Below are 13,863 nucleotides of genomic sequence, written 5' to 3' on the forward strand. Positions count from 1 at the left end.
CCGAACACCCGCCCGGGGAAGGTCAGTCGACGAAGAGCCCCCGGCTCGCGGCCCTGGCGTCGAACTCCTCCAGCCGGGCCTGCGCCTCGGGCAGGTCGTCGCACATGGCCTCCAGCAGCACCCGCCCCAGCAGCATCGGCGCACAGGCCGTGTCGAAGGCCAGCCCGGTGCCGACGGCGGCCGGCAGCAGCAGGTCGGAGACCTTGGCGACGGGCGCGAAGGCGGAGTCGGCCACGGTCACCACGGTCAGTCCGGCCTCCCGGGCGTAGGCGAGGGTGTCGACGACCTCGCGGGGATGGCGCGGCAGCGCGAAGCACAGCAGGGCGCTCGCCCCCGCGCGCACGGCGCCGTCGATCCGGTCGTGGATCATCGTGCCGCCCTCGTCGAGGAGGCGTACGTCGGGATGGACCTTGGCGGCGAAGTAGGCGAACCCGTACGCCTGGGCGGCGGCGGCGCGCAGCCCCAGCACGGGCAGCGGGCGGGACGCCGCGAGCACCCGGCCCGCCCGGGCCAGCGGCTCGGGGTCGGCGAGCGCCTCGGCGAGATGGCGGAGGTTCTCGATCTCGGCCTCGACGGCCTGCTGGTACTCGTTGGCGACGGCGGCCGCCGCGGACTGCTCCGCGGGGGCGACCTCGCGCAGATGGCGGCGCAGCGCCGGATAGCCGTCGAAACCGAGGGCGACGGCGAAGCGGGTCACGGACGGCTGGCTGACACCGGCCAGTTCGGCGAGTTCCACGCTGGACAGGAACGGCACGTCGGCGGCACGCCGGACCATGCTGTGGGCGATGCGCCGCTGGGTGGGCGTGAGCCGGTGCCCCTCGAAGAGCGCCTGGAGGCGTGCTGCGGGGCTGTCGGTCACGCTCATGTGGTGCTCCCCCTCCGGAGGTCCGGGACGTTATTCAGCTGCCAAGAACTCTGCATGCTCCTATGCAGCCGGGCAAGTGGCGTCTCACGCCCCGCACCCCGGCGTGCCTGAGGACGGACCGGGGGGTTAGCCCCAATGCGCCCCCCGCGACCGCTGCCTACGGTGGAGGGCATGACCGGAATGGACGGGCGGGACACCGACCTGAAGAAGGAACTCGACGCCACCCTGCACGCGCGCAGGGATCTGGGTGAGGAGTACGAGTCCGCGCTGGTCGACTCGTTCCTGGAGAAGGTCGAGCAGCGGATCGACGGCGCGGTGGAGCGCCGGGTGCGGCGGCAGTTCGCCGAGCGGCGGACGGACGCGGCCCGGGGCGGCCGGCCGGCCGGGGGCACCGACTCCTGGGGCGAGCGCTACGGCTTCGGCATCGTGTCGCTGGTGCTGGCGATCCCGTTGTCCGCCATCGGCGGCGGGGTCGGCGATCTGCCGGGTCTGCTGATCGCCTGGGCGGGCGTCGTCGGGGTGAACGTGGTGCAGGCGATGCGGGTGAACCCGGGTCTGTTCGGACGCCGCGGGGCGGACCCGGACGACGCCTGGAAGGACTGACCCCGCCGCAGAAGAGGGTTGCGCGGGGACCGCCGCACCCCCGTTGCCGGGGGGCGGGACGACGGCGGTCCCCGCGGGGACGCGGGCCGGTCAGGCCGGTCTCGCGTCCATGGCGTCCTTGGAGGTCCGGGAGCCGCTCCGGAGGTCCTTGGCGCCGTTCGGTGCCGGCCCGGGAGGGGAGCCGCTCCCTCCCTGCCGACACCCCCTACTGTGCCGAACTCGTGTTAAGCGGGTGCTGCGCGGACGTGACACGCTCGTACCACTTCCGCGAAGCCGTCGCCCCGTCAGGACACCGCACGTTCGCCCGCTTCACCTGTGGTTCACCGCAGGTTCGGCGTCACTTGCCCGTCCCGGCCAGGAAGGCGAGCAGGTCCTGACGGCTGACCACACCGGTGGGCTTGCCCTCGACGAGGACGATGGCGGCGTCGGCCCGGCCGAGCACGGCCATCAGGTCGCCGACGGGCTCACCGGAGCCGACCTGCGGCAGCGGGGCCGACATGTGCTTCTCCAGCGGGTCCTCCAGGGAGGCGCGCTTGCTGAACAGGGCGTCCAGCAGCTCCCGTTCGACGACGGAGCCGACGACCTCGGCGGCCATCACGTCGGGGTGGCCGGCGCCCGGCTTGACGACGGGCATCTGCGAGACGCCGTACTCGCGCAGCACCTCGATGGCCTGGCCGACGGTCTCCTCGGGGTGCATGTGGACCAGGGACGGGATCGCTCCGTGCTCCTTGTCGTCGAGCACGTCGCCGACGCGGGCGCTGGAGCCGGTGTCCTCCAGGAAGCCGTAGTCGGCCATCCACTCGTCGTTGAAGATCTTGCTGAGGTAGCCGCGGCCGCTGTCGGGCAGCAGCACGACCACGACGTCGTCCTCGGTGAGCCGCTCGGCGACCTCCAGCGCGGCCACCACGGCCATGCCGCAGGAGCCGCCCACCAGCAGGCCCTCCTCCTTGGCGAGGCGGCGGGTCATCTGGAAGGAGTCCTTGTCGGACACGGCGACGATCTCGTCGGCCACGTCACGGTCGTACGCGGTCGGCCAGAAGTCCTCGCCGACGCCCTCGACGAGGTAGGGGCGGCCGGAGCCGCCGGAGTAGACCGAGCCCTCCGGGTCGGCGCCGACGACCTGCACCCGGCCCTCGGACGCCTCCTTCAGATAGCGGCCGGTGCCGGAGATGGTGCCGCCGGTGCCGACGCCCGCCACGAAGTGGGTGATCCTGCCCTCGGTCTGCTCCCACAGCTCGGGACCGGTCGAGTGGTAGTGCGAGAGCGGGTTGTTGGGGTTGGAGTACTGGTCCGGCTTCCAGGCTCCCGGCGTCTCCCGCACGAGACGGTCGGAGACGTTGTAGTAGGAGTCCGGGTGCTCCGGGTCCACGGCGGTCGGGCACACGACCACCTCCGCCCCGTAGGCCCGCAGTACGTTGATCTTGTCGGTGCTCACCTTGTCGGGGCACACGAAGATGCACTTGTAGCCCTTCTGCTGGGCCACGATGGCGAGCCCGACCCCGGTGTTGCCGCTGGTCGGTTCGACGATGGTGCCGCCGGGCTTGAGCGCACCGCTCTCCTCCGCGGCCTCGATCATGCGCAGGGCGATGCGGTCCTTCACCGATCCGCCGGGGTTGAAGTACTCCACCTTGGCGAGCACGGTCGCCTTGATGCCCTTGGTCACGCTGTTGAGCCTCACCAGCGGGGTGTTGCCGACGAGGCTGATCATCGAGTCGTGGAATTGCACCGTTGTCTCCGGATGCTGCAAAAAGTTGTGGTCGTGATGGTTCCGCCAGCCTACGGCCCCGAGGAGACGTTCACTCACGGTTGAGATTGGCCGACGGTCCGTACGGGGCAAGGAGTGGGTGTACGGGTACGAGGAGGTGGCGGCGACGCATGACGAGCATGTCGAGGGCGAGGGTGGCACGGCGCATCGCGGCCGGCGCGGCGTACGGGGGCGGTGGTGCCGGTCTGGCCGGTGTGGCTGTCGTCGGGCTGCTGCTGGCGGAGGTGCGGCTGGCCAGACGGCACGTGAACCACGGGGCGATGCCGCACGTGCCGAAGGCACAGGGACTCTACGGCGCCGGGTACACGGTGCCGGGCGAGCCGCCGCTGCGGCTGACGCTGCTGGGCGACTCCACGGCCGCGGGCCAGGGCGTCCGCCGTTCCGGCCAGACGCCGGGGGCGCTGCTGGCGTCGGGACTCGCCGCGGTCGCCGAGCGGCCGGTGAATCTGCGCAATGTCGCGTTGCCCGGTGCCCGCTCGGACGACCTGGAACGCCAGGTGGCGCTGGCGCTCGCGGATCCCGGGCAGGCGCCGGACGTCTGCGTGATCATGATCGGCGCCAATGACGTGACCCACCGCATGCCGCCCACGCGTTCGGTGCGCTGTCTGGCCACGGCGGTACGGCGGCTGCGGACGGCCGGGGCGGAGGTGGTGGTGGGGACCTGTCCCGACCTGGGCACCATCGAGCCGGTGCAGCAGCCGCTGCGCTGGCTGGCGAGAAGGGCCTCGCGCCAGCTGGCGGCCGCCCAGACGATCGGTGTCGTCGAGCAGGGCGGCCGCACCGTGTCCCTCGGCGACCTGCTCGGCCCGGAGTTCGCGGCGAACCCGCGCGAGCTGTTCGGCCCCGATCACTACCACCCCTCCGCCGAGGGCTACGCCACCGCCGCGATGGCCGTCCTGCCGACGGTCTGCGCGGCTCTCGGTCTGTGGCCGGCCGACGAGGAGCGCCCGGACGTCGCCCGCCGCGAAGGCTTCCTCCCGGTCGCCAAGGCGGCCGCCGAAGCCGCGTCCGAGGCGGGCACGGAGGTCGCGGCGGCCATGCCGACGGGCCCGCGCGGCCCCTGGGCCCTCCTCAAGCGCCGCCGCAGGCGCCGGCTCCAGGAACCGGAACCGGCCTCGACCCCGGTACACCCCTCCTAGACAGCACCCGACCGCCACACCCCCCAGGCACACGAAGAACAGGGCGACCGACAACCCCCAGGGGCGCGGGGAACTGCGCGACCGGCCACCACGAACCCGCACCCACGAACGGCCGGAACCCACAGGCACCGCCGCCAGGCGTACACGCGGCGTTCATCCCACGACGGCCACGGCGTAACCGACGGCGGCCAAGGTGATCGCCTCCGCCACCGCGCCGCCGTCAGGAGCCCCGTGACCACGACGAAGACCCGCGACCCCTGGTGGGACAACACCCGCTTCGTGTCGGCCGCCCTCATCGTGGTCCTGCACACCGTCGGCAGCCTCATCAGCCGCCACGACGGCCTCGGCGTCTACCACGTCGGCACCTGGGCCTTCCGGGTCCCGCTGTTCGTCGTCCTGGCGGGCGTCTTCAGCAGCGGCGGCCCGCTCGGCCCGCGCCATCTGCGGACCCTGCTGCAGAGCATCGTGGTGCCCGCCCTGCTCTTCAGCCTGCTGTACTCGCTGGAGGTGAGGGCGCTCGGCGGCGCGTTCACGCTGCACATCACGCAACTGCCGTGGACGCTGTGGTTCCTGATGTCCCTGTTCTTCTGGCGGCTGCTGCTGCCACTGGTGATGCAGCTGCGCCGTCCGCTGCTGGTCACCACGGCGGTGTCGCTGGCGGTCGGGTACGTGGACACCTTCGGCATGGAGTTCTCCGCCAGCCGGACCCTGGTCTACCTGCCGCTGTTCTGTCTGGGCCGGTGCCTGGGCCAGGGCATGCTCCAGGAGTGGTTCGAGGCCGGGTGGAGCCTGCCGGTGGCGGTCGCGGGCGTCGCCGCCTCGTTCACGGTCGGCCTGCTGTGGCACGAGAAGGTGTCCGGCACCTGGCTGTCGATGCGCCACCCCTACACCGCCGCCGCGGACACCCCGCTGGGCCTGGAGGGCGCCTGGGCGGTCCGGCTGGCGGTGCTGGCCTCCGCGGCCGGGCTGGTGCTGTGCCTGCTGCGGCTGATGCCCAGGCGGCGGCTGCCCTTCGTCTCGCTGCTCGGCTCGGGCGGCTTCACCATCTACCTGCTGCACCCGCTGGTCCTGCTGCCCCTGCGGGAGAAGGGGCTGATCGCACGGGCCGACACCCGGCCGGAGCTGCTCGGTCTGATGGCGGGCGGAGTCCTGCTCGCGGCGGTGCTCGGCAGCCCCTGGGTGCGCACGCTGGCCCGCCCGCTGACCCGGCCGCCGATCGGCCGGCTGTTCGCGCCGGGGCCGGCCCCGGCATCCGGCCCCGGCCCCGCGCCGGCACCCGCGCCCGCTCCGGCGCCGTCCGACGGCACCCCAACCCTAAGCAAGCGCTTGGAAAAGAGGCCCTCATCACACAGCGATTCCGGTGACCGGCAGCCTACGTACCGGTAATTTCGCCCAGGTAGCCCACCGACGTCGTCTGGAGCCGTGATGCCCGAAGCCGTGATCGTCTCTGCCGCCCGCTCCCCCATCGGCCGCGCCTTCAAGGGCTCCCTGAAGGACCTGCGCCCGGACGACCTCACCGCCACGATCATCCAGGCCGCCCTCGCCAAGGTCCCCGAGCTGGACCCGCGCGACATCGACGACCTGATGCTCGGCTGCGGTCTGCCCGGCGGCGAGCAGGGCAACAACCTCGGCCGGATCGTGGCCGTGCAGATGGGCATGGACCACCTGCCGGGCTGCACCGTCACCCGCTACTGCTCCTCCTCGCTCCAGACGAGCCGCATGGCCCTGCACGCCATCAAGGCCGGCGAGGGCGACGTGTTCATCTCGGCGGGCGTCGAGACGGTCTCCCGGTTCGCCAAGGGCAACTCCGACAGCCTGCCCGACACGCACAACCCGTTCTTCGCCGAGGCCGAGGCCCGCACCGAGGCCGTCGCCGCGACCACCGGTTCCACCTGGCACGACCCGCGCGAGGACGGCATCGTGCCGGACGCCTACATCTCGATGGGCCAGACCGCGGAGAACCTCGCCCGCTGGAAGGGCGTCACCCGCCAGGACATGGACGAGTTCGGCGTCCGCTCGCAGAACCTCGCCGAGGAAGCCATCAAGAACGGCTTCTGGGAGCGCGAGATCACCCCGGTGACCCTCCCCGACGGCACGGTCGTCTCCAAGGACGACGGCCCCCGCGCGGGCGTCACGCTGGAGGCCGTCCAGGGCCTGAAGCCGGTCTTCCGCCCCGACGGCCTGGTCACGGCCGGCAACTGCTGCCCGCTGAACGACGGCGCGGCCGCCCTGGTGATCATGTCCGACACCAAGGCCCGCGAGCTGGGCCTGACCCCGCTCGCCCGCATCGTGTCCACCGGCGTGTCCGGCCTGTCCCCGGAGATCATGGGCCTCGGCCCGGTCGAGGCGTCGAAGCAGGCGCTCTCCCGCGCCGGCCTCACCTCCGACGACATCGACCTGGTCGAGATCAACGAGGCGTTCGCCGCCCAGGTGATCCCCTCCTACCGCGACCTCGGCTTCGACCTCGACAAGGTGAACGTCAACGGCGGCGCCATCGCCGTCGGCCACCCCTTCGGCATGACCGGTGCCCGCATCACCGGCACGCTCATCAACTCCCTGCAGTTCCACGACAAGCAGTTCGGTCTGGAGACCATGTGCGTCGGCGGCGGCCAGGGCATGGCGATGGTCATCGAGCGCCTGAGCTGACCGACCCGGGGTGACCGCGAGAGCACCCACGGTCACGCATCGGCCCGGAGTCCGAGAACCGCTCGGACACCGGGCCGATTTGTGATCCAATCTCTCTCAGGATGTGACCTATCTCTCCCCTCGGAGGGAACACGCAGCTCAGCGGCGTTTCGCCAGGTGATGCCGGACCCGATGTCCTGCCCGTTTCGTGACGTTACGCACTGACAGCTGGATAGTCCGCCCTTCAAGCTGATGTAGGAAGTCGGGGGTCGACTTTGAACCGGGAGTACGTCAGTGAGCGCCATGCCGATCGCGTTGCTGGTCACCACGGCCGCCACCGGAGCCGTGGGCGTCGCCGTCCTGCGCACGCTCGTCAAGCTGCGCCGCCAGGTCGACGCCCTGCGCACCGAGCTGGCTGAGGGCCGGGCCTCCGTGCGTGCCCTCGTGCCCGCCGCCCGCACCACGGCCGACGCGGAGGAGATACGCGCCGCCGTCGCCGAGGCCCTCGCCGAGGAGCGCGAGCGGGAACTGGCCGAGGCCCGCGCCTTCTGGGCCGCCCAGGAGGCCCGTGACTCCTCCGACGCCCCCTCGCTGCTGGGCCTGACCGACAGCGATCTGTTCCTGCCCCGGCAGGCCGACTTCGTGGGCCTGGAGCCGGTGACCGAGCCGGGCGACACGGCCGACGAGTTCGCCGGGGAGTCCCCGGAGCTGGCCGCGGCCCGCCGCCGCCACCCCTCCCACCCCGACTTCGTCCCGGTGGCCTCTCCCGTGGTGGGCGACCACGAGCGCACCATCACCACCCTGGAGGACCTGGCCGCCGGCCGCGTCGAGCTCACCGACGTCCGTCCTGGCCCCCTGGGCACCCTCGACGTCTACGCCTTCGCCGACGGCACCACCCTCTGCATGACCCCGGGCCACCGCGAGACGGCGGAACGCCTGGCCGTCGCCCTCCGGGCCGGCACGGTCCCGTACCTCCTCGGCGGCTCGGGCATCTCCGGCGCCTACACCCTGACCTTCGCCTGCGGCGAGGAGAACGTCTACGTCCTGGCGGACCGGGTCATCGCGAGCCTCTGAGACACGGGCGACCGCACGCCCCCGGGGACGCGGGGAACCGCACAAGCGGCCCCGGCACCCGGAGAGCCGCGCGCGAACGCTCAGACACCCGCCCGCTTCTGCGCCTCCTCGACGAGCCGCACGGCCTCGGAGACCTCCGCCTCACGCGTGAGCACCACCGCCAGATCCCGCCCGGCGACCGTCACCTGGTCCGCCGCGGCGAACATCCCCGCATCCGGCATCTCCCGGGGCGGGACCCCCGGTTCCTCGATCTCCTGCGCCCACCGGGCCAGGGACCTGGCCAGCTGGAGCGCCTCGGCCGCGGCGCTCCGCTGGAGCCGGCTCTGGGGGGCCGCCCGCAGCCTGTCGGCGAAGTGATCCACGGCCCGGATCAGTCCCGTCGTATCAACCACCCCGCGAGACTACGCGCCCGCCCGGGAGGGCCGCCAATACGCGGCCGCCGATACCCGAAGGCACTGTTGCCAAGACGCGAACGCTCAGGCACGGTGACCTGAAGGACCGGCTTACATCCCATGCGTCCGGAGGCGCCGATGTCCCACGTCCTCTCCGAGGAGACCCACCGCAACCTGCTCGCCCGCATCCCCCACTGCACCGGTCGTGAAGTCTCCGACTGGCTGCGCACCGTCGAGGAAGGCCCTTCCCTCTTCCGCTTCGAGGAGAAGGTCAGCTGGCTGCGCCACGAGTACAACCTCGCGTACGGCCACGCCAAGGCGATCGTCCACGAGTACGACCTGAGGAGGGCCGCGCGCAAGCTGCTCTGAGCGCGCACGACGGACCGGCAGGACAGCTGCCGCGAGACGGCAGAAGGGCCCCGGGACGAACCCGGGGCCCTTCTCATGAAGCCGTCAGCGGCGTGGATCAGTCGTCGCCGCTGAAGATGGCGACCAGGCGCAGCATCTCCACGTAGATCCACACCAGGGTCATGGTCAGGCCGAACGCGGCCAGCCAGGACTCCTCGCGCGGCGCGCCGTAGGCGATGCCGTCCTCGATCTGCTTGAAGTCGAGCGTCAGGAAGAACGCGCCGAGCACGATGGCGATGATGCCGACGATCGCGCCGAGCGGACCGAAGCTGCGCAGTCCGCCGTCCTCGGCGACACCGAAGGCGACCAGCAGCAGGTTGACCGCCATGACCAGGATGAAGGCCATGGCGATGGCCATGCCGATGCGGGCGTAGCGCGCGGTGACGCGGACCCAGCCGGCCTTGTAGACGACCAGCGTGGCGGCCGAGACGGCCATGGTGCCGAGCACCGCCTGGAAGGGCGCGCCGGACCAGCGGCTGTTGTACATCTCGCTGATCACGCCGAGGAAGACGCCCTCGAAGGCGGCGTACGACAGGATCAGCGCGGGCGATGCCTTGCGCTTGAAGGACTGCACCATCGCGAGCACGAAGGCGACGAGTCCGGCGCCGATGGCCAGGCCGTAGCTGCTGGACGACACCGGCAGCAGGACCCACGCGAGGACGGCGCCGACGGTGACGGTGCCGAGCGTGAGGCCGGTGCGCATGACGACGTCGTCCATCGTCATACGGCCGGTGGTGGCCGGGGCCTGCGGCGGTGTGCCGTGCTGAAGGTCCTGCTGGGCGTAAGGGTTCTGCGCGTACGGGTTCTGCGCGTACGGGTTGCCCTGCGTACCGACAGCCCCGGCCTGCGGCGCGGTGTTGAAGCCCGCGTAGCCGTTGTCGCGGCTGAACCCCCGTCGCGAGAAGACCGGGTTGCTGCTCCTCATTTCACTCCTCCATGGCCGCGCTGCGCGGCCTTGGCTCAAGAGTAATAGAAAGGCAAAGGAATGACTCTAGTGCCTGAGAAGGATCTTTCCCCTGCCGTGCTGCGCAACACGCTACGCGGCCGGGTGATTCCCGCCACGCCGGGGGCGTACTCATGACAGAGCCGATACGGACCCGATACGGAGCCGGGACCGGCCGGGGGACCGCCGGCCCCCCGGCCCCGGACAGCAGGGCGTCGAACGAAGATTCGTTCTCGGGGAGCGACGACGGCGGAGGTGCCCGGAACCGGACTCGAACCGGTACGCCCGCGAGGGGCAGCGAGGTTTAAGCTCGCCGTGTCTGCATTCCACCATCCGGGCAGGCCATGGGCTCCGCTTGGGAGTTGGAGCCTATCGGGAGCGATCCCCCGAACAGCCGACGCGTGGACCCATGTTGTCTTATTTTATTGACGTCTGAGGGTGCATCAGCCCGTGGTACGGGACATCCGCACTTGCCAATAGCCTTGCGTGCCGGGCCACATGCCGTATGCGGAATGACGGAATTTCACCGTCTCGACCGGCTGACTTCAAGAGGTCTCCAGCGCTCCTCCAGCCCTCCTGGAGTCAGGGTCGGCCGTCATCCCCAGGTATGACGGCCGGGCTCCCGGTCCGACCGCAGAGGGCCCCCGGAACCGGAACAGCGGCTGACTACACGGCGCCCGGCCGCCGGGACGATGGAACACGTCCTTCGAAATCCCGTCCCGACAGGAGCGCCTCCCCGTGACCACGACTCCCCTCGCCGGCCGCGCCACCGCGGTGGCCGCACGCGCCACGGAGCTGTCGAAGATCTACGGACAGGGCGAGACCCAGGTGGTCGCCCTCGACCGGGTCTCCGTCGAGTTCCACCAGGCCGAGTTCACCGCGATCATGGGCCCCTCGGGGTCCGGCAAGTCCACGCTGATGCACTGCGTGGCGGGTCTCGACACCTTCTCGTCGGGCTCGGTGCGCATCGGCGACACCGAGCTGGGCTCCCTGAAGGACAAGCAGCTCACGAAGCTGCGCCGGGACAAGATCGGCTTCATCTTCCAGGCGTTCAACCTGCTGCCCACGCTGACCGCTCTGGAGAACATCACGCTCCCGATGGACATCGCCGGCCGCAGGCCGGACAAGCAGTGGCTGGACACCGTGATCGACATGGTCGGCCTGTCCGGGCGGCTCGGGCACCGGCCCTCCCAGCTCTCCGGCGGCCAGCAGCAGCGTGTCGCGGTCGCCCGCGCGCTGGCCTCCCGGCCGGACATCGTCTTCGGCGACGAGCCGACCGGAAACCTGGACTCCCGCTCCGGCGCCGAGGTCCTCGGCTTCCTCCGCAACTCGGTGCGCGAGCTGAAGCAGACCGTCGTGATGGTCACCCACGACCCGGTCGCCGCCGCCTACGCCGACCGGGTCGTGTTCCTCGCCGACGGCCGGATCGTGGACGAGGTGTACGAACCCACCGCGGAGGCCGTGCTGGACCGTATGAAGCAGTTCGACGCGAAGGGCCGTACTTCCTGATGTTCCGCACCGCCCTGCGCAACGTGCTCGCGCACAAGGCCCGGCTGCTGATGACCGTCCTCGCCGTGATGCTCGGCGTGGCCTTCGTCTCCGGGACCCTGGTCTTCACCAACACCCTCTCCGACGCCTTCCAGAAGAGCTCCGCCAAGGGCTTCGGCCAGGTCGACGTCGCCGTCGAGGCCGAGGGCCGCCAGGACACCGGCGACCGGATCGGCGAGACCCCCGAACTGACCCGGGCGATGCTCGACACCAGCGCCCGGGTCCCCGGAGCCGGCTCCGCGATCGGCGTCGTGAACGGCTTCACCGCCCTCGCCGGCAAGGACGGCAAGCTGATCGGCGACGGCTTCCAGTCGCAGGGCGGCAACTACTGGGGCGCGAAGGACCCGCGCTACCCCCTGACCGAGGGGCGTGCCCCGCACGGCCCCGGGGAGGTGCTGCTCGACTCCCGGACCGCCGAGCGCGCCGGGTACCGGGTCGGCGACACCGTACGGCTCTCCGTCGACGGGCCCGTCCTGACCCCGAAGGTCACCGGTGTCTTCACCACCGACGACGGCAATGTCGCCGCGGGCGGCAGCCTCGCCCTGTTCGACACCCCCACCGCGCAGAAACTGTTCGGCAAGCCCGGCACCTTCGACCAGATCGACGTCGAGGCCGCCGCCGGCACCTCGCAGGCGGCGCTGAAGGCCGCGCTCGACAAGGCGCTGCCGAAGGACCTCGTCGAGACCACGACCGGACAGCAGCTCGCCGACGAGCAGGCCGAGATGATCGCCTCCTCGATGAGCGGTCTGAAGCAGGGTCTGCTGGTGTTCGCCGGGATCGCCCTGTTCGTCGGCACGTTCATCATCGCCAACACCTTCACCATGCTGGTCGCACAGCGCACCAAGGAACTGGCGCTGCTGCGGGCGGTCGGCGCCTCGCGCCGGCAGGTCACCCGGTCGGTGCTGATCGAGGCGTTCGTGGTCGGCACCGTCGCCGGTGTCACCGGTCTGCTCGCCGGTGTCGGCGTCGGCGCCGGACTGCGCGCCCTGATGGGCACCCTCGGCGCGACCGTCCCCGACGGCCCGCTGGTGATCTCCCCCGGCACGGTCGTCGCCGCCCTCGTGGTGGGTGTCGTGATCACCATGCTGGCGGCGTGGCTGCCCGGCCGCCGGGCCGCGAAGATCCCGCCGGTGGCGGCGATGAGCAGCGTGCACGCCAAGGCGACCGCCAAGTCGCTGGTGCTGCGCAACACGCTCGGCGCGCTGTTCTCCGCGGCCGGTGTGGCGGTCGTGCTGACCGCGACCGGCATGGACGGCTCCGACGGACAGGCCCCGATGGGCCTCGGCGCGGTGCTGCTGATCGTCGGTGTGTTCATCCTGACCCCGCTGCTGTCGCGTCCGCTGATCGCGGCCGCCGCGCCGGTGCTGCGCGTGTTCGGCGTGTCGGGCAAGCTGGCCCGCCAGAACTCGGTGCGCAATCCGCGCCGTACGGCCGCCACCGCCTCGGCGCTGATGATCGGCCTGACGCTGATCACCGGTATGACGGTGATGGCGGGCAGTCTGCAGAAGGCGATCGACGAGATGGCCTCGGCCGCCCTGAAGGCGGACTACGTGGTGTCGATGGCCAACGGCAACGAGCTGTCGCCGGACGTCGAGCGGAAGCTGCGGCAGGTCGGGGGCGTCACCGCCACCAGCCCCCTGCGCAACGCCCCCTCCCGCATCGACGGCGAGACGGAGTACCTGACCGGCGTCGACGGCCCCGTCATCGGCCGGCTCACCGACCTCACCGTCGACGACGGCTCCTTCACGGTCGCCGGTCCGAAGGTGATGGTCGACGACCGGACGGCCGAGTCGCACGGCTGGAAGGCCGGTTCGGCCTTCACCGTGGCCTACGAGGACGGCCGCAGGCAGCAGATGACCGTCGCCGGTGTCTACCAGGGCAACGACATGATCAGCGGCATCCTGCTGGACACCGCCGCGCTGGCCCCGCACCAGGCCGAGCCGGCCGACATGAGCGTCCTGGTGAAGACGGACGGCGGCACCTCGGACGAGGTCAAGGACCGCCTGGAGAAGGCCCTCGGCTCCAACCCGGCGATCAGCGTCCAGGACAAGAAGGACATCTCCAATGAGATCGCCCGGATGTTCACGCTGATGCTGAACATGCTCTACGGCCTGCTCGCCATGGCGGTGATCGTGGCGGTCCTCGGTGTCATCAACACCCTGGCGATGTCGGTGTTCGAGCGCTCCCAGGAGATCGGCATGCTCCGCGCGATCGGCCTGGACCGCCGCAGCGTCAAGCGCATGGTCCGCCTGGAGTCGCTGGTGATCTCCCTGTTCGGCGGCGTCCTCGGCATCGGGCTGGGGGTGTTCTTCGGCTGGGCCGCCGGTGAGCTGCTGGGCACGCGGATGGCGACGTACGAACTGGTCCTGCCCTGGGGCCGGATGGGCGTCTTCCTGCTGCTGGCGGCCGGGGTCGGCATGCTGGCCGCCCTGTGGCCGGCCCGCCGCGCGGCCCGTCTGAACGTCCTGACGGCGATCAAGTCGGAGTAGGGCGCACCTGCC

12 protein-coding genes and 1 tRNA gene are annotated in these 13,863 nt (G+C 71.3%); 8 read left to right on the forward strand and 5 right to left on the reverse strand.

Going from position 1 to position 13,863, the window contains the following annotated elements; genetic code table 11:
* Positions 1-22: 22 nt before the first annotated feature.
* A complete protein-coding gene (locus tag ACIQGV_RS26820) occupies positions 23-865 on the reverse strand; it encodes a MurR/RpiR family transcriptional regulator (protein WP_402498434.1) in 843 nt (280 codons plus the stop codon).
* 180 nt (positions 866-1,045) lie between these two features.
* On the opposite strand from ACIQGV_RS26820, the gene ACIQGV_RS26825 reads away from it, so the two are divergent.
* Positions 1,046-1,468, forward strand: a complete 423-nt coding sequence (locus ACIQGV_RS26825; RefSeq protein WP_402498708.1) for a hypothetical protein — start codon at positions 1,046-1,048, stop codon at positions 1,466-1,468.
* Between the two features lie 337 nt (positions 1,469-1,805).
* On the opposite strand, the gene ACIQGV_RS26830 is transcribed toward ACIQGV_RS26825, so the two are convergent.
* Positions 1,806-3,194: a cystathionine beta-synthase gene (locus tag ACIQGV_RS26830; protein ID WP_402498436.1), complete on the reverse strand. Its 1,389-nt coding sequence runs from the start codon at positions 3,192-3,194 to the stop codon at positions 1,806-1,808.
* 149 nt (positions 3,195-3,343) lie between these two features.
* Between ACIQGV_RS26830 and ACIQGV_RS26835 the strand changes: the two genes are divergently transcribed.
* From ACIQGV_RS26835 to ACIQGV_RS26850, 4 genes are all read left to right on the forward strand, one after another.
* Entirely contained in the window at positions 3,344-4,372 is a 1,029-nt protein-coding gene (locus ACIQGV_RS26835; protein ID WP_402498439.1) for an SGNH/GDSL hydrolase family protein, read from the forward strand.
* 231 nt (positions 4,373-4,603) lie between these two features.
* Complete coding sequence (locus tag ACIQGV_RS26840; RefSeq protein WP_402498442.1) at positions 4,604-5,758, forward strand: acyltransferase family protein; 1,155 nt, start codon at positions 4,604-4,606, stop codon at positions 5,756-5,758.
* Between the two features lie 39 nt (positions 5,759-5,797).
* Positions 5,798-7,018: an acetyl-CoA C-acetyltransferase gene (locus ACIQGV_RS26845; RefSeq protein ID WP_402498444.1), complete on the forward strand. Its 1,221-nt coding sequence runs from the start codon at positions 5,798-5,800 to the stop codon at positions 7,016-7,018.
* 273 nt (positions 7,019-7,291) lie between these two features.
* On the forward strand, positions 7,292-8,071 hold the full coding sequence (locus ACIQGV_RS26850; protein ID WP_402498446.1) for a hypothetical protein: 780 nt from the start codon (positions 7,292-7,294) through the stop codon (positions 8,069-8,071).
* Positions 8,072-8,151: 80 nt separating this feature from the next.
* Here ACIQGV_RS26850 and ACIQGV_RS26855 read toward each other — a convergent pair whose 3' ends face one another.
* Positions 8,152-8,463 carry a hypothetical protein gene (locus ACIQGV_RS26855; RefSeq protein ID WP_402498448.1) on the reverse strand — a complete coding sequence of 104 codons (312 nt, stop codon included), beginning with the start codon at positions 8,461-8,463 and terminating at the stop codon, positions 8,152-8,154.
* Positions 8,464-8,601: 138 nt separating this feature from the next.
* On the opposite strand from ACIQGV_RS26855, the gene ACIQGV_RS26860 reads away from it, so the two are divergent.
* Positions 8,602-8,832 (forward strand): DUF4287 domain-containing protein, encoded by a 231-nt coding sequence (locus ACIQGV_RS26860; RefSeq protein ID WP_402498450.1) that lies wholly within the window; start codon positions 8,602-8,604, stop codon positions 8,830-8,832.
* 97 nt (positions 8,833-8,929) lie between these two features.
* Here the strand turns inward: ACIQGV_RS26860 and ACIQGV_RS26865 are convergent, their stop codons facing one another.
* Both ACIQGV_RS26865 and ACIQGV_RS26870 read right to left on the reverse strand, forming a co-directional pair.
* Positions 8,930-9,796: a Bax inhibitor-1/YccA family protein gene (locus ACIQGV_RS26865; RefSeq protein WP_402498452.1), complete on the reverse strand. Its 867-nt coding sequence runs from the start codon at positions 9,794-9,796 to the stop codon at positions 8,930-8,932.
* Between the two features lie 274 nt (positions 9,797-10,070).
* Positions 10,071-10,153: transfer RNA gene (locus tag ACIQGV_RS26870), tRNA-Leu, on the reverse strand.
* Between the two features lie 399 nt (positions 10,154-10,552).
* On the opposite strand from ACIQGV_RS26870, the gene ACIQGV_RS26875 reads away from it, so the two are divergent.
* Together ACIQGV_RS26875 and ACIQGV_RS26880 are read left to right on the forward strand one after the other, a co-directional pair.
* Positions 10,553-11,323 (forward strand): ABC transporter ATP-binding protein, encoded by a 771-nt coding sequence (locus ACIQGV_RS26875; protein ID WP_402498455.1) that lies wholly within the window; start codon positions 10,553-10,555, stop codon positions 11,321-11,323.
* Positions 11,323-13,851, forward strand: coding sequence for an ABC transporter permease (locus ACIQGV_RS26880; protein WP_402498456.1), 2,529 nt, complete (start codon positions 11,323-11,325; stop codon positions 13,849-13,851). Before ACIQGV_RS26875 ends, ACIQGV_RS26880 begins: the two co-directional genes overlap by 1 nt.
* The last annotated feature ends 12 nt before the right edge of the window (positions 13,852-13,863 follow it).

Origin of the sequence: Streptomyces sp. NPDC093094, from assembly GCF_044754345.1 — a bacterium.
Taxonomy (GTDB): Bacteria; Actinomycetota; Actinomycetes; order Streptomycetales; family Streptomycetaceae; genus Streptomyces.

What these genes read in the sequence shown, in the direction of transcription:
- ACIQGV_RS26820 (WP_402498434.1), bottom strand. Translation starts at nt 865, where the DNA reads ATGAGCGTGACCGACAGCCCCGCAGCACGCCTCCAGGCGCTCTTCGAG.
- ACIQGV_RS26825 (WP_402498708.1), top strand. Translation starts at nt 1,046, where the DNA reads ATGGACGGGCGGGACACCGACCTGAAGAAGGAACTCGACGCCACCCTG.
- ACIQGV_RS26835 (WP_402498439.1), top strand. Translation starts at nt 3,344, where the DNA reads ATGACGAGCATGTCGAGGGCGAGGGTGGCACGGCGCATCGCGGCCGGC.
- ACIQGV_RS26845 (WP_402498444.1), top strand. Translation starts at nt 5,798, where the DNA reads ATGCCCGAAGCCGTGATCGTCTCTGCCGCCCGCTCCCCCATCGGCCGC.
- ACIQGV_RS26860 (WP_402498450.1), top strand. Translation starts at nt 8,602, where the DNA reads ATGTCCCACGTCCTCTCCGAGGAGACCCACCGCAACCTGCTCGCCCGC.
- ACIQGV_RS26865 (WP_402498452.1), bottom strand. Translation starts at nt 9,796, where the DNA reads ATGAGGAGCAGCAACCCGGTCTTCTCGCGACGGGGGTTCAGCCGCGAC.
- ACIQGV_RS26880 (WP_402498456.1), top strand. Translation starts at nt 11,323, where the DNA reads ATGTTCCGCACCGCCCTGCGCAACGTGCTCGCGCACAAGGCCCGGCTG.